At 59.2% G+C, this 24,103-nt stretch carries 22 protein-coding genes; 17 read left to right on the top strand and 5 right to left on the bottom strand.

The genetic code is table 11. The annotated features are described in order from the left end of the window. Positions 1 to 256, bottom strand: a 256-nt coding sequence (locus ACQKP2_RS18690; protein WP_427578509.1) for a hypothetical protein, incomplete at its 3' end; no start/stop codon positions are given. 50 nt (positions 257 to 306) lie between these two features. Here ACQKP2_RS18690 and ACQKP2_RS18685 point away from each other — a divergent pair. The 8 genes from ACQKP2_RS18685 (at position 307) to ACQKP2_RS18650 (ending at position 7,967) form a co-directional block, all read left to right on the top strand. Beyond that, the gene (locus ACQKP2_RS18685; RefSeq protein WP_427578508.1) at positions 307 to 1,134 is read left to right on the top strand and encodes a substrate-binding periplasmic protein; all 828 of its coding nucleotides are present in this window, start codon (positions 307 to 309) and stop codon (positions 1,132 to 1,134) included. Between the two features lie 9 nt (positions 1,135 to 1,143). Further along, positions 1,144 to 1,500 carry a DUF4398 domain-containing protein gene (locus ACQKP2_RS18680; protein WP_427578507.1) on the top strand — a complete coding sequence of 119 codons (357 nt, stop codon included), beginning with the start codon at positions 1,144 to 1,146 and terminating at the stop codon, positions 1,498 to 1,500. Next, positions 1,497 to 2,309, top strand: coding sequence for an OmpA family protein (locus ACQKP2_RS18675; protein WP_427578505.1), 813 nt, complete (start codon positions 1,497 to 1,499; stop codon positions 2,307 to 2,309). The genes ACQKP2_RS18680 and ACQKP2_RS18675 overlap by 4 nt, the downstream gene beginning before the upstream one ends. 200 nt (positions 2,310 to 2,509) lie before the next feature. Then, positions 2,510 to 3,949, top strand: a complete 1,440-nt coding sequence (locus tag ACQKP2_RS18670; protein ID WP_427578504.1) for a PLP-dependent aminotransferase family protein — start codon at positions 2,510 to 2,512, stop codon at positions 3,947 to 3,949. A 98-nt stretch (positions 3,950 to 4,047) separates the two neighbouring features. Then, entirely contained in the window at positions 4,048 to 4,515 is a 468-nt protein-coding gene (locus ACQKP2_RS18665) for a translation initiation factor 2 (protein WP_427578503.1), read from the top strand. A 164-nt stretch (positions 4,516 to 4,679) separates the two neighbouring features. Continuing rightward, positions 4,680 to 4,934 (top strand): YkgJ family cysteine cluster protein, encoded by a 255-nt coding sequence (locus tag ACQKP2_RS18660; RefSeq protein WP_427578502.1) that lies wholly within the window; start codon positions 4,680 to 4,682, stop codon positions 4,932 to 4,934. 41 nt (positions 4,935 to 4,975) lie between these two features. After that, a complete protein-coding gene (locus ACQKP2_RS18655) occupies positions 4,976 to 5,584 on the top strand; it encodes an START domain-containing protein (protein ID WP_427578501.1) in 609 nt (202 codons plus the stop codon). Positions 5,585 to 5,867: 283 nt separating this feature from the next. Continuing rightward, on the top strand, positions 5,868 to 7,967 hold the full coding sequence (locus tag ACQKP2_RS18650; protein ID WP_427578499.1) for an LTA synthase family protein: 2,100 nt from the start codon (positions 5,868 to 5,870) through the stop codon (positions 7,965 to 7,967). A 60-nt stretch (positions 7,968 to 8,027) separates the two neighbouring features. On the opposite strand, the gene ACQKP2_RS18645 is transcribed toward ACQKP2_RS18650, so the two are convergent. After that, entirely contained in the window at positions 8,028 to 8,180 is a 153-nt protein-coding gene (locus ACQKP2_RS18645) for a DUF3309 family protein (RefSeq protein ID WP_427578498.1), read from the bottom strand. A gap of 276 nt (positions 8,181 to 8,456) precedes the next feature. Here ACQKP2_RS18645 and ACQKP2_RS18640 point away from each other — a divergent pair, with 276 nt between their 5' ends. The 3 genes from ACQKP2_RS18640 (at position 8,457) to csrA (ending at position 10,014) form a co-directional block, all read left to right on the top strand. Next, on the top strand, positions 8,457 to 9,272 hold the full coding sequence (locus tag ACQKP2_RS18640; RefSeq protein ID WP_427578497.1) for an SDR family oxidoreductase: 816 nt from the start codon (positions 8,457 to 8,459) through the stop codon (positions 9,270 to 9,272). 64 nt (positions 9,273 to 9,336) lie between these two features. Further along, the gene (locus ACQKP2_RS18635) at positions 9,337 to 9,669 is read left to right on the top strand and encodes a YnfA family protein (protein ID WP_427578495.1); all 333 of its coding nucleotides are present in this window, start codon (positions 9,337 to 9,339) and stop codon (positions 9,667 to 9,669) included. Positions 9,670 to 9,822: 153 nt separating this feature from the next. After that, positions 9,823 to 10,014 carry a carbon storage regulator CsrA gene (csrA, locus tag ACQKP2_RS18630; RefSeq protein WP_427578494.1) on the top strand — a complete coding sequence of 64 codons (192 nt, stop codon included), beginning with the start codon at positions 9,823 to 9,825 and terminating at the stop codon, positions 10,012 to 10,014. Here the strand turns inward: csrA and ACQKP2_RS18625 are convergent. Further along, positions 10,003 to 10,230 (bottom strand): YheU family protein, encoded by a 228-nt coding sequence (locus ACQKP2_RS18625; RefSeq protein ID WP_427578493.1) that lies wholly within the window; start codon positions 10,228 to 10,230, stop codon positions 10,003 to 10,005. The genes csrA and ACQKP2_RS18625 overlap by 12 nt on opposite strands. A 259-nt stretch (positions 10,231 to 10,489) precedes the next feature. Between ACQKP2_RS18625 and ACQKP2_RS18620 the strand changes: the two genes are divergently transcribed. Next, positions 10,490 to 15,274, top strand: a complete 4,785-nt coding sequence (locus ACQKP2_RS18620; protein ID WP_427578491.1) for an NEL-type E3 ubiquitin ligase domain-containing protein — start codon at positions 10,490 to 10,492, stop codon at positions 15,272 to 15,274. 10 nt (positions 15,275 to 15,284) lie between these two features. Here the strand turns inward: ACQKP2_RS18620 and mnmC are convergent, their stop codons facing one another. Next, positions 15,285 to 17,264 (bottom strand): bifunctional tRNA (5-methylaminomethyl-2-thiouridine)(34)-methyltransferase MnmD/FAD-dependent 5-carboxymethylaminomethyl-2-thiouridine(34) oxidoreductase MnmC, encoded by a 1,980-nt coding sequence (gene mnmC, locus ACQKP2_RS18615; RefSeq protein WP_427578490.1) that lies wholly within the window; start codon positions 17,262 to 17,264, stop codon positions 15,285 to 15,287. 160 nt (positions 17,265 to 17,424) lie between these two features. Between mnmC and pap the strand changes: the two genes are divergently transcribed. From pap to ACQKP2_RS18600, 3 genes are all read left to right on the top strand, one after another. Next, positions 17,425 to 18,948 (top strand): polyphosphate:AMP phosphotransferase, encoded by a 1,524-nt coding sequence (gene pap, locus ACQKP2_RS18610; RefSeq protein WP_427578489.1) that lies wholly within the window; start codon positions 17,425 to 17,427, stop codon positions 18,946 to 18,948. A gap of 102 nt (positions 18,949 to 19,050) precedes the next feature. After that, positions 19,051 to 20,235 (top strand): thiolase family protein, encoded by a 1,185-nt coding sequence (locus ACQKP2_RS18605; protein WP_427578488.1) that lies wholly within the window; start codon positions 19,051 to 19,053, stop codon positions 20,233 to 20,235. A 247-nt stretch (positions 20,236 to 20,482) separates the two neighbouring features. After that, positions 20,483 to 21,442, top strand: a complete 960-nt coding sequence (locus ACQKP2_RS18600) for a DMT family transporter (protein WP_427578487.1) — start codon at positions 20,483 to 20,485, stop codon at positions 21,440 to 21,442. Positions 21,443 to 21,547: 105 nt separating this feature from the next. Here ACQKP2_RS18600 and ACQKP2_RS18595 read toward each other — a convergent pair whose 3' ends face one another. Continuing rightward, entirely contained in the window at positions 21,548 to 22,942 is a 1,395-nt protein-coding gene (locus ACQKP2_RS18595; protein ID WP_427578486.1) for a class II fumarate hydratase, read from the bottom strand. 192 nt (positions 22,943 to 23,134) lie between these two features. Between ACQKP2_RS18595 and ACQKP2_RS18590 the strand changes: the two genes are divergently transcribed. Both ACQKP2_RS18590 and ACQKP2_RS18585 read left to right on the top strand, forming a co-directional pair. After that, entirely contained in the window at positions 23,135 to 23,659 is a 525-nt protein-coding gene (locus tag ACQKP2_RS18590) for a DUF2059 domain-containing protein (protein WP_427578484.1), read from the top strand. A gap of 12 nt (positions 23,660 to 23,671) precedes the next feature. After that, positions 23,672 to 23,971, top strand: coding sequence for a BolA family protein (locus ACQKP2_RS18585; protein WP_427578483.1), 300 nt, complete (start codon positions 23,672 to 23,674; stop codon positions 23,969 to 23,971). Positions 23,972 to 24,103: the final 132 nt, after the last annotated feature.

Raw genomic sequence — 24,103 nt, 5'->3', positions numbered from 1 at the left:
TCCGGCCGGATTTTTTGCTTTTTTTCCTGTAGGAGCGAGCAAGCTCGCGATGGACGCCAACGATGACGCTGGCCGCCTGACACCCCGCGGTGCCTAGTGTTTTTTCGCGAGCATGCTCGCTCCTACAGTTAGAGGCTAACCATCCGATCGGATTTTTTGCTTTTTTTCCTGTAGGAGCGAGCAAGCTCGCGATGAACGCCAACGATGACGCTGGCATGCTGACACCCCGCGGCGTCCAATGGTTTTTCGCGAGCATGCTCGCTCCTACAGGTAAAAGACCCAACCGAGCTTGAGGAGCGCATTGCCATGGAGCTGCGTCTTGCGTGGAGTTTTCTGGGACTGGCGCTATTGCCAGCACTGTCGTTTGCAGCAGGCAAGTGCGAGCGCCTGGTGGTGACCGGCAGTCCGGATGCGCCACCCTTTCTGTGGCAAGACCCGCAAAACCCCAGGCATTTGATCGGCGCCAGCGCCGATTTGTTGCAGCAGGTGGCGGGGGAGTTGGGCATCAAGGTCGAACTGCTTTATGCCGGCAAACGCTCCCAGGCGCTGGAAGAAGTGCGCAGTGGACGCATGGACATGCTTGCCGACGCTGTCTTGACTGTCAGTGATCTGGAATCTCTGGACTACATTCATCCGCCGATGCTGGAGAATGACTATCTGGTCTGGACCCGCAAGGACTCGTCACTGGTCTACAACGAGGTGCAGGATCTGCACGGCCATCCTGGCGCCTTGTCGGAAAAGTCCCGGTTGACCTCGGCATTCGGCACCTACGCCGAGCAGCAGTTGACGCTCACCCATACGCCCAACCTGACCCAGGCTTTGCAGAAGTTGCTGCTGGGCGAGGTGGAGTATGTCCTGGCCGCTCGATATTCGGGCATGGCAATGGCCAGGACACTGGGCATGTCCAATGATCTTGTGCCGAGGGCTCAACCGGTCGACAGGCCGGGACTGTTTCTGGCGATTTCTCACAACTCGGCCTGCAACGATCCCTGGTTGCGCGGACAGTTGGCCAAAAAGATGACAGAATTGCCCGCCTCCGGACTGACGGAGACCGTTTTGCTGCGCAATGTCGAGCGTTGGAACGCACAACTGTCTCAACCGCAGAAACAACCTGTCAGCGCCCCAAAACAGTAGGGATTTTTAGTGAGTATTCGACCTCTTTTCGCTGCCCTGGCCGTTCTGGCTCTGGCGGGGTGTGCAGCCGATCCGGCGCCGAATGAACAAATGCGCCTGACCGCTCAGGCGCTGGAACAAGCCAAGGCTGTTGGCGCCACTGCCGACGATGTGCCGGAAATGAAACTGGCTGAAGAGAAATACAATCGCGCCAAGGGCAGCATGGCCGACCAGTCATACAAGAACGCCCGCACTCGGGCCGAACAGGCCGAGCTTGATGCGCGTCTGGCCGAGGCTCGGGTCCTGACCCAGAAGAGCGAGGAGCAGCTGGACGTACTCAATACCCGCATCGCCCGTCTGCGCAAGCAACTGGGAGATGCCCAATGAACTACAGGTCCAAAGTCATCGGCGGCTTGATACTGGCGGGTTGCGCGAGTCTTTACGGTTGTGCCGGTCAGCGCGGCGAAGTGGCGCTGCAACAGGCCAGTGCCGACTTCCAGAAGGTCAAGGAAGACTCCAACGTGCTGCGTATCGCCCCCAAAGACGTGATTCGTGCGGGCGAATCGCTGGCACGTGCGGACCGATTGTCCAGCTACTGGGGTAGCGGTTGGGATGTGGCGCATTACGCTTATCTGAGTCAGCGCTACAGTGAAATCGCCCGGGAACATACCAATCTGGTACTCAATGAAGAGCGCGCGGCGAAGCTTGAACTGGAGCGCCAGCGCCTGCAGTTGGCCTTGCGTGAATCCAAACTGCTCAGTGTGCAGCAGCAGGGCAAGTGGCTGGAGGAGCAGATCATCGCCACGGCCACCACCCAGACTGACCGTGGCCTGGTCCTGACGCTGGGGGATGTGCTGTTTGATACCGGTGAAGCGGAGCTGAACAACTCGGCTAACCGCGTGGTGCTCAAGATCGTGCAGTTCCTGCAGCTCAACCCCAAACGCGTGGTGCGTATCGAAGGCTATGCCGACAGTACCGGTGGCAAGCAGGAAAACCTCAAGCTGTCCCGTGACCGTGCGCAATCGGTGGCGGACGCGCTGATGGACCTGGGCATCGATGACAAACGCATCGAGGTGCAGGGGTACGGCGACGAATACCCGGTAGACGCCAACGCTTCCGAACGGGGACGTGCGCAGAACCGCCGGGTGGAAATTGTGTTCTCCGACGAAAAGGGTCAGCTCGGCGCCGCCCGCTGAGGGGGCGTGAGCGAAAAACCCGGCCTGCCATGCAGCGCCGGGTTTTTTTACGCCTGCCAAACAGTTAACAAAACAGTACAGATTTTGCTGACACTGCACTGTATGGTCGACTATTGTGGCAACTGTCCCAGTACACTTCTAAACTGTTCCGGTATCGTTTCCCACAAGAATAAAATGCCCGTGAAATCGAGTGCTGCGTCATGACCAATCTCTTGCTCTACCAACGTATTGCTCAGCAACTGGCCGAAGACATCCGCCGTGGCGTCTATCAGCCGGGCGAGCGCGTGCCTTCGGTGCGCAAGATGAGTTCGCAGCTCAATGTCAGTCATGCCACGGTGCTGCAGGCTTACGCCAACCTTGAAGATCAGGGGCTGATCCGTGCCCGGCCGCAGTCGGGATATTACGTGCACCAGACACCGGCCCTGACCGCTCCGACGCCCGACATCGCGCGGGTCGAGCGTCCTGGCCTGGTTACCCGCAGCAGCATTATTCAACAAGTGTTGGTCGAGTCCCGTCGCGAAGGTGTTTTCCCCCTGGGGGCCGCGGTACCGAGCGTCGATTATCTGCCGGTGCGGGCGTTGCATCAGCAACTGGCCAAAGTCACCCGTTTCCATAGTCCCCGTGCCTTCAGCTACATGTTCAGCCCCGGTTTCGAACCGTTGCGTCGACAGGTGGCGATTCGCATGCGGGATGCCGGCGTGGTGGTCGATCCGTCGGAAGTGGTGATCACCCACGGCTGTGTGGATGCCTTGCAGATGTCCCTGAGGGTATTGACCCGCCCAGGTGATCTGATCGCCGCCGAGTCGCCGACCTACTATGGTTTGCTGCAATTGGCCGATTTGCTGGGGCTGAAGGTCATCGAGATCCCCAGCGACCCCTCCACCGGTATGAGCCTGGAAGCGCTGCAGCTGGCGGCCAACCAGTGGTCGATCAAGGCATTGGTGCTGACCACGCGTCTGAGCAACCCGTTGGGTGGCACCATGCCCGAAGAGCGGCAGAAACAACTGCTGCGCCTGGCGTCGGATTTCGATATTCAGGTTGTCGAGGACGATATCTACGGTGAGCTGATGTTCGAGCAGGGGCGCACCAAGGCGCTCAAGGCCTATGACCGGTTGGACCGGGTGATCTATTGCTCAAGCTTTTCCAAGACCCTGTCGCCGGGGGTACGTATCGGTTGGATGATTGCGGGCAAGTACCAGCAGGAAATCCAGCGTTTGCAGACGTTCAGCACGCATTCGGCCTGCAGCGTCACGCAAATGGCCATTGCCGCCTATCTGGAAAATGGCGGTTACGACCGGCATCTGCGCTTCATCCGCCAGGAGTACCGCAAGAACCTCAGCGCCTTTCAGTTGGCCGTGCAGCAGTATTTTCCCGAAGGCACGCAAATGACCCGGCCCACAGGCGGCTTCATTCTGTGGGTGAGCCTGCCCGGGCGGGTCAATACCCAGGAGCTGCATGTCCGTGCACTGCAACAGGGCATCAGCATCGCGCCGGGGCTCATTTTTAGTAACACCGAGCAATTCAATCACTGTATCCGGCTCAATTGCGGCACCCCCTGGAACCGGGAAGCCGAGCGTGCATTGATGACCCTGGGCATGCTGGCAACCCAGCTATGCCAGGAGATGGCCGGCGGTTTCTGAACGTCGGGCAGGTTGTTTCTGCCCAAGCTTGTCATGGCGCCTGCAACAAGCGAGCATAGGCACCCTCTGTCGCTTGCGCGTTGTGCGCCGTTGGATCCATGAAACCGATTTTTCCTGCCGCCTGGCTGTTGATCTGCCTGCTGATCAGCGTTCAGCCGGTATCCGTTTTAGCTGCTTCCCCTCAGGAAAAACCGGCAGCAAGCACCCCTGTGAAAAAAAATACACCCGCAAAAAAGACTGCGCCGGTCAAAAAGAAAGCCGTCGTGGAGAAAAAACGTGCGCCGATTGCGTCCAAATCGAAACCGGCCAGTGAAGTGGTGAAAACCGAACTTCCTTCCGCCAGCCTGGATCTGCGATTGCCCAGGGACATGGTCCAGGAGTTGAAGCCGGTGGGTACCGTACCATTGCCCAAGCACGATCCGGTGTTGCCGCAAATGTTCGGCGACAAGAACAGTCCCTTCCAGCTCAACGGCCGCCTGCTCAACAACGAAATGCAGCTGCAATTGCGTAATGAAGAGCGTCGGGAAGTCGAAGGCGCGGCCCTGGATTTCGAATTCAAGCAGTAAATCGAGGCAATCCGTGAGTCGCAAACCGGACACTTTGTCGGAGACTGCCCGGTCACACCCGATTGCGGGCAAAAACCCGCTGGCCAGCAATTTAAAACAACCGTTTTAACGGGTACTCTGTGCCCGTCCTTAAACACATTGTCTGTCGCGAGGAGCTCGTCGTCATGAAATGCCGTGAAGGCTGTGGCGCCTGCTGCATTGCCCCATCCATCAGTTCTCCCATTCCCGGAATGCCCAATGGCAAGGCCGCCGGGGAACGCTGCGTGCAACTGTCAGCCGACAATCTGTGCAATATTTTCGGCCAACCGGAGCGCCCGGCTGTGTGTTCGGGATTCCAGGCCGATCCCGAAGTCTGCGGAAGCAGCAATGAAGAAGCGATCCGGCTGCTGGGCTGGTGGGAGCAAATGACCGCCGCGTGATGTGTTCAACGAACGGAACTTAAACAATAAGGAATAAGATTATGGGTTCGCTGCATCGTTTGGCTGTGTTGTGTGGTTTGACGGCGGTATTGGCCACTTCGGCTGCCCAGGCCGAAGAGTGGAAAGTCGCCAGGAATGAAGACGGCATCAAGGTGTCCCTGAGTGAAGTGGCCGGTTCCGACTACAAGGCCTACCAGGGCGTCACCCTGATGAAAACCACGGTGGCCAAGTTGCGGGCGCTGCAAGAGGATGTGGCCGGTGCCTGCGCCTGGATTCACGAATGCAAGACTCAGAAGCTGCTCAAGCACGAAGGCGATCAGAGCTGGACCTACACTCAGTTCAATACGCCCTGGCCGGTCACGCCGCGTGATTCGGTGTTGCACGTGACCACCATCGAAGGCGCCGACGGCAGCCTGACTCGCAAGCTCGAAGGCGTGCCCAAGTATCTGCCCGAAGAAAAAGGCTTTGTGCGGGTCGCCAGGGTCGATGGCTTCTGGAAGTTTGTTCCCAAGGGTGATCAGGTCGAAGTGACCTACCAGGTACACACCGAGCCTGGCGGCAGCGTGCCGTCGATGGTTGCCAACAAGTTTGTGGTCGATGCGCCGTTCAATACCCTGAAAAACCTCAAGGCACGCGCCGAGAGGCCTTGATCGAAGCGTTGCAGCAACGCCCCGACCGGTTCGGGGCGTTTGTGTTTTTACACAGAGGCTCAGGCTTTAATTTGTATCCGAATATGCGTTGTACGAAATTTTCACAGCGCCTCCAAGACAATTCGCCCGCGTGATATGGCCGAACAGTAATCAATGGCAATGACGCGGTTGATCGTGCAACATTTGCGCACCGCGCAAACCCCCAGGGTCGGACACCGGCCAAAAGAGGGCAGGGCGCAGCTCCATATTTGAAACTTCAACTTCCAATGGGTCCTAAAACGACATGGCAATCCCGGACGCCCTGAACCAGCAGCGAGCCTCGAATCGCCTGCTGCAACCCACCGTCAAATCGCATCTGGCGTACACGCTGCTGTGCGCTTTGGTGATGATGGTGATGTTATCCGCGCTGCGCCTCGCGCTGCTGGTCTACAACCGCGAAATGATCCTTGATACGCCGGCTTCGACCTTCCTCGAAGCGTTCGCCAACGGCCTGCGTTTCGACCTGCGCCTGGTGGTGTATATCTGCGTTCCGCTGGTGCTGGCCCTGCTCAGTGCAAGGGCCATGGCGGCTCGCGGCGTTTTCCGTTTCTGGCTGACAGTGACCTCCAGCATCGCGCTGTTTCTGGGGCTCATGGAAATGGACTTCTACCGCGAATTCCATCAGCGGCTGAACGGTCTGGTATTCCAGTACGTGAAGGAAGATCCGAAAACCGTGATGAGCATGCTCTGGTACGGTTTCCCGGTGGTTCGCTACCTGTTGGCCTGGGCCGTGGGCACCTGGATCCTCAGCCTGGCGTTCAAGGGCGCTGATCGCGCCACTCGTCCCCGTGGTCCCTTCAGTGGCGGCAACATCAGTACCCGGCAGGTTGCACCCTGGTACACGCGTGCCGTTGTATTCGTTGTTTGCCTGCTGGTTTTCGTCGTTGCGGCTCGCGGCACATTGCGCCAGGGCCCGCCGATGCGTTGGGGTGATGTCTACACCACCAACTCCAACTTCGCCAACCAATTGGGCCTCAATGGCGCCCTGTCTCTGGCGGCGGCGGCGAAGAGCCGGATGTCCGAAGATCGCGACAACATCTGGAAAGCCACATTGCCGCAACCGATGGCGCAGCAAACCGTGCGCGACATGCTGGTGATGAAGGACGAAAAACTGGTGGACACCGACATCGCAGCCATACGCCGCGATTACACGCCACCGGCGGACAAGACCCTGCCGATCAAGAACGTCGTTGTCATCCTGATGGAAAGCATGGCCGGTCACTCGGTGGGCGCGCTGGGCGCACCGGGTAACATCACGCCGTACCTCGATAAACTGTCGAAGGAAGGCCTGCTGTTCGACCGCTTCTTCTCCAACGGCACCCACACCCACCAGGGCATGTTCGCCACCATGTCCTGCTTTCCGAACCTGCCGGGTTTCGAATACCTGATGCAGACACCGGAAGGCAGCCACAAGCTGTCGGGCCTGCCGCAGTTGCTCAGTGCCCGTCAATATGACGACGTCTATGTCTACAACGGCGATTTCGCCTGGGACAACCAGTCGGGCTTCTTCAGCAACCAGGGCATGACCAACTTCGTCGGCCGTAACGACTTCGTCAACCCGGTGTTCTCCGACCCTACCTGGGGCGTGTCCGACCAGGACATGTTCAATCGTGGCCTGGAAGAACTCAAAGCCCGGGACGGCAAGGACAAGAAACCGTTCTATGCCTTGCTGCAAACCCTGTCCAACCACACACCGTATGCCTTGCCGACGCCATTGCCGGTCGAGCGCGTGACGGATCGGGGCAGCCTGAACGAACACCTGACGGCCATGCGTTACGCAGACTGGGCGCTGGGGCAGTTCTTCGAACAGGCGCGCAAGGAGCCGTACTTCAAGGAAACCCTGTTTGTCATCGTCGGCGACCACGGTTTCGGCAACGAGCGTCAGATTACCGAAATGGACCTGGGGCGTTTCAACGTGCCGATGCTGATGATCGCACCGGGCATTCAGGAAAAATTCGGCCAGCGTGACCACACCGTGGGCACACAGATCGACATCGTACCGACCATCATGGGCCGTCTGGGCGGCGAAGTCCGTCATCAGTGCTGGGGACGCGACCTGCTCAACCTGCCTGAAGGCGATGCCGGGTTTGGCGTGATCAAGCCATCGGGCAGCGAACAGACCACGGCCATCGTGACCGGCGACCAGATTCTGGTACTGCCAAAGGACAAGGACATGCAGCCGAAGGTGTACCAGTATGAACTGGGCACCAATCCGCACGCTGATGTGGTGCCGGATGCACCCCGCACCGCCGAGCTGAAAACCAAGCTCGAAGCGTTCCTGCAAACAGCGACCAAGAGCCTGCTCGATAACACCGCCGGTGTCGTCGAAAGCAAGCCGGATTAAACGCTGACGCAATACAAAAGAGGCCCTTGCAAAAGGGCCTCTTTTTTTATGTGTCGAATGTCATATTCGGCCAAGCAATACCAGGATCAGTATCACCACCAGCACCACGCCGATAATGCCGGACGGACCATAACCCCAACTTCTGGAGTGCGGGAAGACCGGTAAACCGCCAATCAGTAACAGGATCAGAATGATCAGAAGTATTGTGCCCATGTCTGTTTCCTTGCTGTAAGAGTTCAGGAACGACCTAGTTGCGGAGCGCAGTGAATACTTGCTGCTTAAAATTTCCGACTGCCTTGTCGCAAAGAAAATTCCGTTTTTTTTTCAATGTTTTTTGCACTGCAAACCCTTCCGTTTGAACCGGTAGTCGTTGCGAGTGACATTTGTGCGGTTTGCTCGGGCCATTCAGCAATCTGATGGAGCGTGGGTCGGGCAATATCCTTCGCTACACTCGCTGCAACTTCCCCCGGAACAACAAGGCTGTTTGCTATGCAAAATCGCATGATGATCACTGGTGCGGGCTCCGGCCTGGGGCGCGAAATCGCGCTGCGTTGGGCGCGCGAAGGCTGGCAACTGGCCCTGTCGGACGTCAGCGAGCCTGGCCTGCAGGAAACCCTGAAAATGGTGCGCGAAGCCGGCGGCGATGGTTTTGTCCAGCGTTGCGACGTACGCGATTACAGCCAGTTGACTGCCTTTGCCCAAGCCTGTGAGGTGAAGCTTGGCGGTATCGATATCATCGTCAACAACGCGGGCGTGGCGTCCGGCGGGTTCTTCAGTGAACTGTCCCTGGAGGACTGGGACTGGCAGATTGCGATCAACCTGATGGGGGTAGTAAAAGGTTGCAAGGCGTTCCTGCCGTTGCTGGAACAGAGCAAGGGCAAGATCATCAACATCGCCTCGATGGCGGCATTGATGCAAGGCCCCGCGATGAGCAACTACAACGTGGCCAAGGCCGGCGTGGTGGCGTTGTCCGAAAGCCTGCTGATCGAGCTGGCGCATCAGGAAATCGGTGTGCACGTGGTCTGTCCGTCATTCTTCCAGACCAATCTGCTGGATTCGTTCCGCGGCCCGACCCCGGCCATGAAGGCCCAGGTGGGCAAGCTGCTGGAGAGTTCGCCGATCAGCGCTGCCGACATTGCCGACTACATCTATCAGCAGGTCGCCGCCGGCCAATTCATGATTCTGCCCCACGAGCAGGGCCGAATGGCCTGGGCGCTCAAGCAGAAGAACCCGCAGTTGCTCTACAACGAAATGACCGTCATGGCCGACAAGATGCGCGCCAAGGCCAAGCAGTCCGCTGGCTGAACTTGCCGCCGAACGACAGCCTCGCTAGGGTGGCCGCCATCGACCATCCTCGCGAGACATTCGCATGCTCAACTACTTGTGGTTTTTTCTCGCCGCGCTGTTTGAAATCGCCGGCTGCTTTGCGTTCTGGATGTGGTTGCGCCAGGGCAAGAGCGCCTGGTGGGTACTGCCGGCGCTGCTCAGCCTGACCCTGTTCGCGCTGTTGCTGACCCGCATCGAAGCCGCCTACGCCGGTCGCGCCTACGCCGCTTATGGCGGTATCTACATCATTGCATCGATTGCCTGGCTGGCGGTGGTCGAACGGATTCGCCCGCTGGGTTCCGACTGGATCGGCGTGGCGCTGTGCGTGATCGGGGCGAGCGTCATTCTGTTCGGTCCGCGCTTTACCGCGCCCTGACGGATCACGCCTTCACGCCAGCGTCCTATCAGACGTTTCCGTCAGCGGTATTGGCCGCTGACTGTCAGTTCGTTCCCGATTGCCGCCGCTGCCTTGAAGGGCCTTCCCTGGGCGGGCATCTTCAGGATTCGCTAATCCTGAAGGACGAAGGCCATGCTTGTACTCAGTCGTGTTGTCGGCGAATTGATTTCCATCGGAGACACCATCTCCATACGCGTCGTTGCCATCAACGGCAATAACATTCGATTCGGCATCGAAGCGCCGAAAAGCGTCAAAGTGCACCGCGAAGAAATCTATGCGCGCATCCTGCGCAAACGCGCCCTGGAGAAAAAATCAGTCGAATAGATGTTTGGGCACGTCATGCTTGAGCATCAATTGGCATTGCTCGCTTTCCGGGTCGAAGACAATCAGGGCCTGCCCCTTGATCAAGGCCTGGCGTACCCGCAATACACGGGTTTCCAGCGGTGTCTCATCGCCGTTGTCGGTGCCGTCGCGGGTCACGAAATCTTCGATCAGGCGGGTCAGGGTGTCGACTTCAAGCATGTCGTGGGGAATCAGCATGGGCACCTCGGGTAAGCAATGGCGCGATGCTACGACCAAAGCAGTTTCGCGGCTAGTGCGAGACGGGATGTCGTCCTCAAGATCCTTTCACGAGCGGGACGCCATTAGCGTTGGCGACAAAACCGGTGGCGGTAAATAGATGTTTTAAGCATGAAGATTTCTGCTCGAAATGCACTTCGACCGGACAGGAAATCGAGTTTTTAATCCGTTTTCCCGCTCGGTAGGGTATTGGCAAAACACCGCAATAAGGACATTGCCAATGCCAATCCATGAACCGACTCAAAGCACGATGCCCATGAGTCAGGATGCGATTCGAATCGCCTTGCTGCAGGCCACCGGCGATCTGGATAAAGCCGATGTACTGCTTGAAACCCTGCCCGACTGGCTACTCAAGGCGTCTAGCGCTTCCCTCGCGGCGCTGGACCAGGTCGCCAGCGAACTTCAAACCTGTGGAGAAAGATTCGCGCCGACGCTTGGGCGTTTGCAGCCGCTGAAAGCATTCTGCATGACGCATCTCGACAATGCCCTGACAAAAAAATGGCCGGTCACATTCAACGTCGAAGGCGATTACCTGCAAATTCCGGGTGTGGAGTGCGGCTGTAGCTTGCTGGAGGTCGCCATGCAGAACTTCTCTGCGGATGAGACCCAGGATGGCGGCTTCCCCGAAGAAAGTGTCGTGCGCATAGCCAGCGCACCCGAGGGTGTTGTCGGCCTCACGCCGGTGGCATTCGCCAGCCTTTGTCGAGAGCTGGATCTCGGCCGGCTTTATCAGGAGCATTTTGAGCAGGTTTTTGGTGTGCAGACCCACAACGGTACGGTCATCGTGAGCGACCCCGTGGCGCGGGATATCAGGCAGATGAAAAAGCTTTTGTTGCAACTGGATCTGCATCTGGCTGGGCTAAAGGGCAATCTCTGGCCCGCTGGTCAATCGATGCTGCAACGACTGATTGATGCCAATGGCGTCGTCGGCCCGCAAAGCCTGCATTACGAGGGCCGGCCGTTGATCATGCAAAGCATTGAGATAGGTGAGGTCTGCATTTGGGGCGTGGTGGTGTTTTCGGCCCGCTCCGTTCAACTTCATCCTGATGAGTGGTGCCTGGTCTACATGCCTGGTGAGCCGCATCGGCCCTTGTACGAGTACCCGACTTTCAACGCGTTCAAACAATATTTGACGCTCAAGTTGAACGGGCGCGATTACAAGAATTACTTCGCCAACACCCTGGATGAAGACAGCAAGGTGGACTTCATGACCTCCTTTGCGAGTACCCGTCAGCTGGGTTTCATCAAGGCCCGATCCATCCAGGTGTCGCTCTTCGATTTCATGTTGCACAGTCATCTCGGCAAGTTGCAGAGAGATGCCCGAGCGCTGGCGGTTCCCACTGCCGATGTCGACGAAGAGGTACGCAGCGAGCGCCTGCAAAAGTACCTTGAGGTCAGTGTCACGGTCGCCTCGCTGGCGGGGCTTTTCGTGCCGGTTCTCGGGCAACTGATGACGGGTGTGGCCGTTGGACAATTACTTGGAGAGGTCTACGAGGGCGTTGAGGACTGGCGCCAGGGGGACAAGGATGAAGCCTTGGCTCACCTGATCGACATTGCTCAGAACATTGCGCTGATGGCGGCGGCGGTGGCGGGGCAGAAAGTGGTGGGCTCCGTGGTCAGTCGAACCGTTCGACAGCACCCGCAATTCTTCGAGGCCTTTGCCGCGATCTTCAACAAGGGCGGCCAACCACGTCTCTGGAAGTCCGACTTGAGGGGCTACGAACAGCCGCTCGCTGCCGGGCAAGGGAGCGTTGCCGACGAACAGGGCATTGTCTGGCTTGGCGATCAGCCTGGTGTTCACATCGACCAGCTTGCTTATGCGGTTGAGTGGGAGCCTGTTTCGAAGCTATGGCGCATCAGGCATCCCGCACGAAACGATGCTTACGGCCCCACGTTGAATCGCAGCCATGAAGGCGGCTGGCGTCACTTGCACGAGCAGCCGGAACAATGGACATCCGTGGCTTACACACTCAGGCGTCTCGATCCACGACTGAGCACTTTCGATGACGCGACGCTGAAGTTCATTGCGCGGGTCACGGGCACTGCACTCGAACCATTGCAGCGTTCAAGTACAGAGGGCTTGCCATTGTCCGCGCGCTTGAAAGACATGATCGAGCGGGTCCGGCTGGATCAGCAACTGCGCCAGTTCATCGCTGTCATGGCGCGCGGCGAAACCGGTGGGCCCGAACTTGCCCTGACGCAGTTGCATACGTTGCCGACGCTTCCCGGCTGGCCGAGCGGACGTTACATCGAGGTGATCGACAAGGCGCTGAAAATCACTGCGACTTACCCACCGACGCGAGTGGCCGACGAGGCACTCAGTGTCCGTGTGACCGAGGATCAGTTGGCGCGAGGCGAGCTGCTGCAAACGGTCATCGATGGCCTGTACCCCCAACAGGTGGAGAAGCTGCTTGGGGGAAAGGCCGCCAAGGGAGGCGAGGGTTCGTTACTGGCAAGGAAACTGGGCGCTGCGCTGAAAAAAGAGCGTCGGGTTGTGTTCGATCAACTGTATTCGCACGCTGAGCAAAGCCTGGCGGACGATGTGTTGAAGGTGCAACGCGTATTTGCCGATGTGCCGAGCCGACAGGCGCAGGATCTGATATCCCGGGCGACCAGTCTGGAGCGCGCGCATTTGCGAACGACCGGTCGTGTGCCCATGCGGCTGGCGCAGCAGTTGCGCGAAGCAACAAGTGCCGCGCGTATCGACCGGGCGCTGCTGGGGCTTCATATACCGAACATCGCCAATGCCGATACCGAGAAACTGCTGGTGCAGTTGCTGCCGTGTCTCCATGGCTGGAACCTGAGCATTCGTCTGGAAATACGGGAAGCCAGCGTCAACGGCCGGCTGCTGGAGACTGCAGGCGCGCGAGGCGAGTTACCGGAGCGCAAATGCACAGTCGTCAAATCACCCCAGGGGTACGCAGCGCTCGATGAGCAGGGTCAATCGTCTGGCCCGGCGCAACCGGGACCGGACGGCCTGTGTGTGGCCATTTTGAAAGCGATCCCGCCACAACAACGAATCGACATGGGGTTCGCGCAAGCGCAAGCCAATGACGGTACGCGTCTGCGTGGCAAATTGTTGGATGTCGCCCTGGAGACGCCGGAACATGCCGTTCGGATACTGGCTACCGGTCAACTCGATACAGCGGTTGCAGAGCCCGTCTGTGTCCAGAGTGATTCACCCGCAGGGGCCTTCACTCATTCGCGTGCGCTAATGCGCAAGATCAAGAGGCTTTATCCGCTATTGACCGAAACGGAGGCCAAAAGCCTTCTCGATGGCCTGGGCAACGACCCATTGAGCAGAGCGAACCGGGTCAGGCAGTTGCAACAGCAGCTGAAACAACTGCGTCAGGTTCTCGAAAGCTGGAGTGAAGATGAAAGCGCCTTGAAGGCACTCGGGGGAAACCTGGCCGAGGCCCGACACAGTCGTCGGCAAGTGGCTGACCTGATCGAAGACAGCTGGCGGCGCATTACGCTTGCATCGAACGAACAGGGCAAGCGTGTGCCTTCGTTGAGCCTGGATGGCATGCGGGTCGGCAAGCTGCCGATTTTGCCGGCAGACCTGACGTTCGATCATGTAAAGCAGCTCTCGCTCGGGAAAATGGAGCTGGACAATGACGTCGCGTATTTTCTCAAGGCATTCAAGCAGATCGAGTCACTTGAACTGGAACGCAACAAGATTGGCCTGTTGCCGGAAGTGATCTCACTGATGCCCGCCTTGAAGCGGCTCAATCTTTCGAACAACCGGTTGCAACTGACCGAGCAGACCCTGCTCAAGCTGTCCCGGTTACGCAACCTGGAAGTGTTGATTCTCAATGACAACCCGCTGGGTGCAACGCTGGACGTCGGTGGGATGTTCGACCTGCGCTATCTCTCCATTCGCGAAACCCGAGCCACGGAACTGCCCAAGGGGTTGTCCCGCTTGCCCAATCTGGACCGGGTGGACTTGCGGGACAACGACATCAAGGAGTTGCCCGATTGGCTGTTTTCCAGCCCTCGACGTTTCAGCGAAACGATCAACCTGCGCCACAATCCTTTGTCGGGTGCCAGCAGCGATCGATTGAAGACGTATCGCGACAGCGTGGGCAACGGCATGGGCTATATCGAAGACGACATGACACGTCTGAACGAACAAGCGGCACGGGCACTCTGGTTGCCCGAGCAGGTGGGCGAAACCTTTGACCGGCGCAGCGCGATCTGGACTGCGCTCAAGGATGACCCGCAGTCGGACGGGTTGTTTCGGCTGTTGTCGGAGTTGATTCACACGGCCGATTCCGAGCAGGTTCAGGAAGATATGTCGCGCCGTGTGTGGAAAGTGCTCGAAGCGGTCGAGGGCGATTCAGCCTTGCGCGAGCAGGTACTGGAACTGGCGGCCAATCCGATCAACTGTACGGATTCGGCAGCCCTGAATTTCAGTCATCTGGAGGTGGCGGTTGAAGTCGACAAGGCGAGCCATCCTGCCACTTACGCCCGTTCGCCCATGCGGGCCTTGTTGACGCTGGGTCGTGGATTGTTTCGACTGGATCAACTGGATCGAATCGCCCGGGAACACGTCAGGGACCATCCTTCTGTCGATCCACTGGAAGTGAACCTGGCCTATCGAACCGGGCTGGCCGAGCACTTTCAGTTGCCGGGTCAACCCAGGCATATGCGTTACGCATCGTTGAGTGGAGTCACGGCCAGTGCTCTGGAAGCCGCGAAATCAAGAGTCACCCGCGCCGAACTGTCGCCTGCGTTGCTCACGTTCCTGGCGCAGCAACCGTTCTGGTGCGATTACCTGAAGCGGCAGTATCCACGGCAGTTCAACTCAATCAATGAAACCTGGTCGAGCAAAATCGACGCAGTGTTCGATCAGGCCGACCGCCTCACTTCCGGCTCCTATCTCACGCAACTCGATGCGATCAAGGTTGCGAAAGAGGACGCGGAAAACGCGGTGCTTGAACGCTTGACCGAAGCGGCAATCAGGGTGGCCGACCTGGGTATCTGTGCAATGCCGGAAGATTGATTGACCGGGGCTATTTGCCCCGGATCAAGCGCCGCAAGGCAAAACGGTTGGGGTGACAGGCTTCGGCCACGCTTCTGGGGATCGGCAGCGGTTCGTCATTGAGCCAGGCCGCGAGCAATTCACCGGACAGCGGCGCGGTGATCAGTCCCCGGGAGCCATGGCCGCTGTTGACGTACAGGCCATCGAGCCATGGGCATTCGATATCCGGTACCTGCCTTGCGTCCTTGCCCAGTGCTGCAAAAGCCTGAGCGAAGGCCTGGTTGTCGGCCAAGGGACCGACAATGGGCAAATAGTCGGGGCTGGTGCAGCGAAACGCGGCGCGGCCCTGGAGGCTCTGCGGATCAAGCGTGTCGGCTTGTAAACGGGTGACCAGATCGTGGGAGATTTCTTCGAGCATGGCCAGATTGCCCTGGTGTTCAGCCGTGGTCGGCGTCAGGTCATCGCTCTTGAAGTCGAAACTGGCACCCAGGGTGTGTTCACCCAGGCGCGCGGGAGCGACATAGCCTTCGGCGCAGACCACCATATTCAGTGCCTGACTTTGCGGGGTTTGCGCCAGACGGGTGATTTGCCCACGAATGCGTTTGAGCGGCAGCCCCTCGCATTGCGCCAGTTGCTGGATCTCGGCGGCGCCGGCCACTACCACCACCGGTGCGCTGGCGAGTAGACGTTCTGCGTCCCAGGCCTGCCATTGACCCTCGATCCTGCGCAGTTCCAGCACGTGGTGATGCGTCAGCAGTTGAATGCCGGGTTGCGATGCCTGCCATCGACACAAGGCGGGCGGATGGACCCAGCCACCTTGCGGAAAGTACAGACCACCCTGTGCCAGCCCGATACCGGCCAGTGCCTGTGCTCGAGGTTGATCGAGCAACTGCAACAGATCTTCCGGAAAGGCTTGAGCCAACTGCACCTGACGTTCGGCTTCCCGGGTGTTGAAACCCAGCTGCAGAACGCCGCAAGCGTCCCAGTCGATGCCGCGCTGCAAGCGTTCGAGCAGGCGCCGGGTGTAACCGAAACCACTGACAATCATTTGCGATAACGTGGTGCCGTGGGCGGATAACTTGAGGTAAAGCACGCCTTGGGGGTTGCCCGACGCTTCCTGGGCGATGTCGTTGTGGCGTTCCAGCACGGTCACTTGCCAGCCCCGCGCCGCCAGACTGGCAGCGCTGGCGCAACCGGCAAGCCCGGCACCGATCACCAGCGCCCGGCGGTCACCGGTTTGCGGTGCAGGTCGGCTGAACCAGGGTTTATCCGGCGCCGGGGCGGGAACGTCCTGTGGCCAAGCGATGAATTCACCGCGCAGTATTTCCCATTTGTGGCCGATACCCGGCGTGCGTTTCATCTTGAAGCCGGCGGCATTGAGCAGGCGTCGAACCCAACCGGTACTGGTGAAGGTGCTGATGGTTGCGCCGGGGGCAGCCAATCGTGCCAGTTCGGCGAACAATTCGGCGGTCCACATGTCGGGGTTTTTCGCCGGAGCAAAACCATCGAGGAACCAGGCATCGATTCGTGCATCCAGTTGCGGCAACTGTTCCAGGGCATCGCCGATCAGCAGGGTCAGTGTCACCCGGCCATCGGCCAGGGTCAGGCGCTGAAAACCCTGGTGAATCGCTACATACTGCGTCAGCAGTTGATCGGCAAACACCTTGAGCTCGGGCCATAGCGCTAGGGCGCGTTGCAGGTCGGCAGGACTGAGCGGGTATTTCTCGACACTGACAAAATGCAATCGCGCACTCGCCGTCGCGTGCTGCTCGAACACCTGCCAGGCACACAGAAAGTTCAGCCCCGTACCGAAACCGGTCTCGCCGATGACCAGGCGACCGTTGTCCGGCAATGCGGCGAAACGCTCGGCCAGGCGGTTTTGTTCGATGAACACGTAGCGGGTTTCGTCCAGCCCCGATTGATCGGAAAAGTAGACATCATCGAACACTCGCGAGTACGGGCGACCTTGGTCGTCCCAGTCGAGTTGGGCGTGGGGCATTACAGGTTTCATGGCAGGCTCGGCAACGTCAAGGCGGCCATTCTAGCCGATCGCGGGCGGGGTGCTTGATCCATGGCAACGTCGAGGGGGGAGCCGGCAGCGAAAATCGGATTTCTCCCCCGTGGGGGATGTCTATCCGCTAGTCTTGCTCACATCTGGAAGGGAGCCATCCATGTTCGAATCCGCTGAAATCGACCACGTTATCGACAAAGACACCTACGACGCCGAAGTTCCAGCCCTGCGTGAAGCCTTGCTCGAAGCACAATTCGAACTGCAGCAGCAGGGCCGGTTTCCGGTCATCATCCTGATCAACGGCATCGAAGGCGCCGGCAAGGGTGAGACCGTCAAGTTGCTCAATGAGTGGATGGACCCGCGCCTGATTGAAGTGCGCACCTTTGATCAGCAAACCGATGAAGAGCTGGCTCGGCCTCCGGCGTGGCGTTATTGGCGGATGCTGCCGGCCAAGGGGCGCATGGGGATTTTTTTCGGTAACTGGTACAGCCAGATGCTGCAGGCGCGGGTTCATGGCGTGATCAAGGATCCTCGATTCGATCAAAGCATTAACGCTGCCGAACGGCTGGAAAAGATGTTGTGCGATGAAGGCGCGCTGATTTTCAAGTTCTGGTTTCACCTCTCCAAAAAGCAAATGAAGGCGCGTCTCAAGGCGCTGGCGGACGACCCTCTGCACAGCTGGCGCATCAGCCCGCTGGACTGGCAACAATCGCAAACCTACGACCACTTCGTGAAATACGGCGAGCGCGTTTTGCGTCGTACCAGCCGCGACTATGCGCCCTGGCATGTGATCGCCGGAATGGACGCGCACTATCGCAGCCTTGTGGTGGGCAAGCTGTTGCTCGAAGGCCTGCAGGCGGCCCTGAAACGGCCGAAAATCCACCCGGAAAAAGTCAGCGCTGCTCCCGTTTTACCCAGCGTCGATCAACTGAACCTGCTCGACAGCCTCGACCTGACCTTGAGTTTGACCAAGGAGGATTACGAAGAGCAGTTGATTACCGAGCAGGCGCGGTTTTCCGGGTTGATGCGCGACAAGCGCATGCGTCGCCATGCACTGGTGGCGGTCTTCGAAGGCAACGATGCGGCGGGCAAGGGCGGTGCGATTCGGCGGGTCGCCGCAGCGCTCGACCCGCGCCAGTACAGCATCGTGCCGATTGCCGCACCCAGCGAAGATGAGCGTGCGCAGCCGTATCTGTGGCGTTTCTGGCGGCGCATACCGGCCCGAGGGAAATTCACCGTATTCGATCGCTCCTGGTATGGCCGCGTGCTGGTGGAGCGCGTCGAGGGATTCTGCAGCCCGGCGGACTGGCTGCGCGCCTATGGTGAAATCAACGATTTCGAAGAGCAGATCACCGATGCCGGCGTGGTCGTGGTGAAGTTCTGGCTGTCCATCGACAAGCAGACGCAACTGGAGCGCTTCCAGGCGCGGGAAGAAATACCCTTCAAGCGCTTCAAGATCACCGAGGACGACTGGCGCAACCGCGACAGATGGGATGATTACCGCACGGCCGTCGGTGACATGGTCGATCGCACCAGCACTGAAATCTCGCCCTGGACCCTGGTGGAGGCCAATGACAAGCGCTGGGCGCGGGTCAAGGTATTGCGCACGATCAATCAGGCGCTTGAGAAAGCCTTCGAGCGATCCGACAAGCGCGCACGCAAGGAGAAGAAAGACAAGCGGTGAAACGATGGTTACGCATACGCGGGGTGAATGATTGTCGCGGTCGGTAATTGCGTGGACTTATGCTCGGTCCACTTACTACCGACAACAACAATGAGGTATGCCATGCGTGAAGTGGTGATCGTCGACGGCGTGCGGACTGGCCTGGCCAAATCCTTTCGCGGCAAATTCAATCAGACTCGTCCGGACGACATGGCTGCGCACTGTGTCAACGCGTTGTTGGAGCGCACCGGCATCGATCCGGCCAGTGTCGAGGATTGCATCGTTGGTGCCGGCTCCAATGAAGGTGCCCAGGGCTACAACATCGGTCGCAATGTCGCGGTATTGTCGCGCCTGGGCATCGGCACGGCCGGCATGACGCTCAACCGTTTCTGTTCGTCGGGTTTGCAGGCCATCGCCATCGCCGCCAACCAGATCGCTTCCGGTTGCAGCGACATCATCGTCGCCGGTGGCGTCGAGTCGATCAGCCTGACCATGAAGAGCGTCAACACGGACAACCTGATCAATCCGCTGCTCAAGGAGCAGGTGCCGGGCATCTACTTTCCCATGGGTCAGACGGCGGAAATCGTTGCCCGTCGCTACAGCGTCAGCCGCGAGGAACAGGATCTGTATGCCCTGCAGAGCCAGCAGCGTACGGCTCTGGCACAGGCGGCGGGGCTGTTCGATGACGAAATCGTGCCGATGGCCGTGAAGTATCGTGTCGAAGACAAGGCGACCGGTCAGGTGCAAGTGCTCGACGGCATTGTCGATCGCGACGATTGCAACCGACCCGACACCACCCTGGACAGCCTGGCGGGATTGAAACCGGTCTTCGCCGAGGACGGTTCGGTCACGGCCGGCAACTCTTCGCAGCTGTCCGACGGTGCCTCGATGACCCTGGTTATGAGCCTGGAAAAAGCCCTGGCGCTGGGTTTGACGCCCAAGGCGTTTTTCCGCGGGTTCACCGTGGCGGGGTGTGAGCCGGATGAAATGGGCATCGGGCCGGTATTTTCCGTGCCGAAGCTGCTCAAGGCCAAGGGCTTGCAGATTGGCGACATCGACTTGTGGGAACTCAATGAAGCGTTCGCTTCGCAGTGCCTGTATGCGCGTAATCGCCTGGAAATCGACAACGACAAGTACAACGTCAATGGCGGTTCGATTGCCATCGGCCACCCGTTCGGCATGACCGGTTCGCGTCAGGTCGGGCATATCGTTCGCGAGTTGCAGCGACGCAACCTGCGATACGGCATTGTCACCATGTGCGTGGGGGGCGGGATGGGGGCGACCGGATTGTTTGAGGCGGTGCGTTAAACCGCGCGGTCCTCGTTGCCGGTCAGGTAGCCATCGCGAGCAGGCTCGCTCCCACAGAGATCAGCGGCGATCACAAATGCTGTGTATGCCACAAATCCTGTGGGAGCGAGCCTGCTCGCGATGAGGGCAACGGGATTGCGGGTGCGACCTGCACAGTTTCATTTACGGCCAGACGCAAACTGTCCCTGTGTGCCCTGCACCTGTGGGCCTAGAATGTCGATTCCAGACATTGGCTATCGGGGTTCGCATGCACATTTCATCGGGGCGCTGGGTTTACGGTCTGTTCCTGGCCCTGCTGACCGCGCTGCTGTGGGGAATCCTGCCGATCAAGCTCAAGCAGGTATTGCTGGTGATGGACCCGGTCACAGTCACCTGGTTCCGTCTGATGGTGTCCGGTGGCTGTCTGTTCGTTTATCTGGCGGCAACCAGACGCCTTCCCAGCCGCAAAGTACTCGGACCGCGTGGCGGCTGGCTGGTACTGATGGCGGTACTGGGCCTGGTGGGCAACTACGTGCTGTACCTGATGGGGCTGAACCTGCTCAGCCCGGGCACCGCGCAACTGGTGGTGCAGATGGGGCCGATCATGTTGCTGATCGCCAGTGTCTTTGTATTCAAGGAGCGCTTCAGCCTGGGGCAGGGCATTGGCCTGCTGGTGCTGTTGATCGGCTTCGCGCTGTTTTTCAATCAACGCCTGAGTGAACTGCTCACGTCCCTGACCGACTACACCGCCGGCGTGTTGCTGGTGTTGTTGGCGTCGACCGTCTGGACGTTCTATGCACTGGGGCAGAAGCAATTGCTGACGGTGTGGAATTCGTTGCAGGTCATGATGGTGATCTACCTGTTTTGCGGGCTGCTGCTGACGCCGTGGGTGCACCCGCTCGAAGCGCTGCAACTGACCCCCTTGCAAGGTTGGCTGTTGCTGGCGTGCTGCATGAACACCCTGATCGCCTATGGCGCATTTGCCGAAGCCCTGGCCCATTGGGAAGCCTCGCGGGTCAGTGCAACGTTGGCGATCACGCCGCTGGTGACATTTGGCGCCGTTGCCCTGGCGGCGTGGTTGTGGCCGGAGTTTGTGCATGCCGAAACCATCAATGGCCTGGCATATGGCGGGGCGGTGCTGGTGGTGCTGGGATCGGCGCTGGTGGCACTCGGGCCTTCGTTGATTGCCGGGCTCAAGGCGCGCAAGATCAGGATGGCGGCAGGTTAATCGCATCATCGTTCTTCGCGGGCAAGCCTCGCTCCTACAGGTTTTCGTTTAGACCTGTAGGAGCGAGGCTTGCCCGCGAAGACTGACTGCCAGGTGCTACAGAATTCAGCCCTTGGCCCCAGCCTCCAGCATGTTTTCGGGTCTGACCCAGGCGTCGAACTGCTCGTCGGTCAGATACCCCAATTGCAGCGCCGCTTCGCGCAAGGTCAGCCCTTCGCTGTAAGCCTTTTTCGCGATTTCCGCCGATTTGTCGTAGCCGATGTGCGGATTGAGCGCCGTCACCAGCATCAAGCCACGTTCCAGATGTTCAGCCATTCGTGTGGCGTCCGGTTCCAGGCCGGCGATGCAATGCTGCTGGAAGTTGCTGCAACCGTCACCCAGCAGGCGGATCGATTGCAGCAGGTTATGAATGATCACCGGTTTGAACACGTTCAGCTGCAAATGCCCCTGGCTCGCGGCGAAACCGATGGCCACATCATTGCCCAGCACCTGACAGGCCAGCATCGACAGTGCTTCGCATTGGGTCGGGTTGACCTTGCCGGGCATGATCGAGCTGCCAGGTTCGTTGGCCGGCAGTTTCACCTCGGCCAAACCGGCCCGTGGTCCGGAACCCAGCAGGCGCAAGTCGTTGGCGATTTTCATCAGGGTCACGGCAAGCGTTTTCAGTGCGCCCGATAGCGTGGTCAGCGGCTCGTGGCCGGCCAGGGCAGCGAATTTGTTCGGCGCAGTGATAAATGGCAGGCCGGAAAGCGCAGCCAGTTCTGCCGCGATGGCTTCTGCGAAACCGTGGGGCGAGTTCAGGCCGGTGCCGACCGCCGTACCGCCCTGGGCCAGTTCACAGACCGCCGGCAGGGCGCTGCGGATGGCGCGTTCGGCGTAATCGAGTTGCGAAATGAACGCCGAGATCTCCTGGCCAAAGGTAATGGGCGTTGCGTCCATCATGTGGGTGCGTCCGGTCTTGACCAGCTTCATGTGGCGCGCAGACAGCTCGGCCAGTCCACCGGACAATTCGCCGATCGCCGGCAACAAATGCTGTTGTACCGCCTGGGCGGCGGCGATGTGCATGGCGGTAGGGAAACAGTCGTTGGAGCTCTGGGAGCGATTGACATGATCGTTGGGATGGACGGGTGACTTGCCACCGCGCGGGTTGCCGGCCAGTTCGTTGGCGCGACCGGCAATCACTTCGTTGACGTTCATGTTGCTCTGCGTACCGCTGCCGGTCTGCCAGACCACCAGTGGAAACTGATCGTCATGCGTGCCTTCGAGCACTTCATCGGCCGCTTGTTCGATCAACCGGGCAATATCGGCCGGCAGATCACCATTGCGGTCATTGACCCGGGCGGCGGCCTTCTTGATCAGTGCCAGGGCGTGCAATACCGCCAGTGGCATGCGTTCGTTGCCTATGGCGAAGTTAACCAGCGAGCGTTGTGTCTGAGCGCCCCAGTAGGCGTCGTCCGGGACTTCAACCTGGCCCAGGCTGTCGGTTTCGATACGGCTCATCGGTCACACTCCTTCAGGTCTGATTGCGCAGTTTAGGCCGAGATCGACGGCCGGGGTTCCATCAGTCTGGATTCTCTTCATTCAACCCCTCTAATTCAGGCACGACAAGGCTTGGGGTTGAGTGACACACTTTTTTAGGCGCAGAATGGTCGCCCTTGGGGTTTTACCTCGCCTGCTAGAAAAGGAAACTCGATGACTCGTCTTCGTGCCATCTGTACCGCGGTTGCACTGGTTTGTGCCAGCGGCCAGGTTTTTGCCGATACTGCCAGCCACAATGCCAGCGCCGAAGCTTTCCTGACCCTGGCGCATGCTGACAAATTGGGCACTCCGGTGTACATGCAAGTCCAGCAGATGTTCGCCCAGCGCTTCGAACAAACCAAAGCGCCGGATTCGAAAAAAGCCGTGCTGGAAACCTACCAGGCCAAGGCCAACGCCGCTCTGGACCAGGCCATCGGCTGGAACAAGCTGAAGCCGGACATGGTCAAGCTCTACACCACCAACTTCACCGAATCCGAGCTCAAGGACCTGGTTGCGTTCTACCAGTCGCCTTTGGGCAAGAAAGTCATGGAAAAAATGCCGCAGCTGACTCAGCAATCGGCCCAGATGACTCAAGCCAAGCTTGAGAGCGCGGTGCCCGTGGTCAACAAGCTGCTGGCGGACATGACCGCCGAGCTGACGCCGAAAGACGCAGCCGCACCAGCCAAGAAAAAGCCTTAAGCGGAGTTGGGTATGACCATGCAACAACGCATCGAATCGACGCTGGCTCTGCTGCAGCCCCAGCATCTTGAGGTGCTGGATGAAAGCCACATGCACAGCCGCGGCTTGCAGACCCACTACAAGGCCGTGGTCGTCAGCGATCAGTTCGCCGGGCTCAATCGCGTCAAGCGCCATCAGAAAGTCTATGCCACGCTGGGCGAGTTGATGGGCGAATTTCATGCGTTGGCACTGCACACCTATACGCCTGAGGAATGGGCACAGATCGACGCGGCTCCGGCCTCGCCGACCTGCGCCGGTGGCAGCAAGCACTGAAATCGACACTTGTAGGAGCACGGCTTGCCGGCGAAGGCGATCTTGAGTACGTCATCTCCAGCAAGCCGTGGTCCTTCATTTTTGTTAGAATGCGAAACGCGCCGCTCACCCGGCGCGTTTTTTTTCGCATCC

Source organism: Pseudomonas sp. NPDC089569 (assembly GCF_050280625.1).
Classification (GTDB): Bacteria; Pseudomonadota; Gammaproteobacteria; order Pseudomonadales; family Pseudomonadaceae; genus Aquipseudomonas.
Note: the sequence above shows the minus strand (reverse complement) of the source record. Positions and strands in the feature narration are given on the sequence as shown.

Bases quoted from the DNA above. Each gene is read 5' to 3' on its own strand.
- ACQKP2_RS18655 (WP_427578501.1), top strand. From the start codon at position 4,976: ATGGGTTCGCTGCATCGTTTGGCTGTGTTGTGTGGTTTGACGGCGGTA.
- ACQKP2_RS18645 (WP_427578498.1), bottom strand. From the start codon at position 8,180: ATGGGCACAATACTTCTGATCATTCTGATCCTGTTACTGATTGGCGGT.
- ACQKP2_RS18650 (WP_427578499.1), top strand. From the start codon at position 5,868: ATGGCAATCCCGGACGCCCTGAACCAGCAGCGAGCCTCGAATCGCCTG.
- ACQKP2_RS18625 (WP_427578493.1), bottom strand. From the start codon at position 10,230: ATGCTGATTCCCCACGACATGCTTGAAGTCGACACCCTGACCCGCCTG.
- ACQKP2_RS18595 (WP_427578486.1), bottom strand. From the start codon at position 22,942: ATGAGCCGTATCGAAACCGACAGCCTGGGCCAGGTTGAAGTCCCGGAC.
- ACQKP2_RS18660 (WP_427578502.1), top strand. From the start codon at position 4,680: ATGAAATGCCGTGAAGGCTGTGGCGCCTGCTGCATTGCCCCATCCATC.
- pap (WP_427578489.1), top strand. From the start codon at position 17,425: ATGTTCGAATCCGCTGAAATCGACCACGTTATCGACAAAGACACCTAC.
- ACQKP2_RS18670 (WP_427578504.1), top strand. From the start codon at position 2,510: ATGACCAATCTCTTGCTCTACCAACGTATTGCTCAGCAACTGGCCGAA.
- ACQKP2_RS18590 (WP_427578484.1), top strand. From the start codon at position 23,135: ATGACTCGTCTTCGTGCCATCTGTACCGCGGTTGCACTGGTTTGTGCC.
- mnmC (WP_427578490.1), bottom strand. From the start codon at position 17,264: ATGAAACCTGTAATGCCCCACGCCCAACTCGACTGGGACGACCAAGGT.
- ACQKP2_RS18640 (WP_427578497.1), top strand. From the start codon at position 8,457: ATGCAAAATCGCATGATGATCACTGGTGCGGGCTCCGGCCTGGGGCGC.
- ACQKP2_RS18685 (WP_427578508.1), top strand. From the start codon at position 307: ATGGAGCTGCGTCTTGCGTGGAGTTTTCTGGGACTGGCGCTATTGCCA.
- ACQKP2_RS18600 (WP_427578487.1), top strand. From the start codon at position 20,483: ATGCACATTTCATCGGGGCGCTGGGTTTACGGTCTGTTCCTGGCCCTG.
- ACQKP2_RS18585 (WP_427578483.1), top strand. From the start codon at position 23,672: ATGACCATGCAACAACGCATCGAATCGACGCTGGCTCTGCTGCAGCCC.
- ACQKP2_RS18620 (WP_427578491.1), top strand. From the start codon at position 10,490: ATGCCAATCCATGAACCGACTCAAAGCACGATGCCCATGAGTCAGGAT.
- csrA (WP_427578494.1), top strand. From the start codon at position 9,823: ATGCTTGTACTCAGTCGTGTTGTCGGCGAATTGATTTCCATCGGAGAC.
- ACQKP2_RS18635 (WP_427578495.1), top strand. From the start codon at position 9,337: ATGCTCAACTACTTGTGGTTTTTTCTCGCCGCGCTGTTTGAAATCGCC.
- ACQKP2_RS18665 (WP_427578503.1), top strand. From the start codon at position 4,048: ATGAAACCGATTTTTCCTGCCGCCTGGCTGTTGATCTGCCTGCTGATC.
- ACQKP2_RS18675 (WP_427578505.1), top strand. From the start codon at position 1,497: ATGAACTACAGGTCCAAAGTCATCGGCGGCTTGATACTGGCGGGTTGC.
- ACQKP2_RS18605 (WP_427578488.1), top strand. From the start codon at position 19,051: ATGCGTGAAGTGGTGATCGTCGACGGCGTGCGGACTGGCCTGGCCAAA.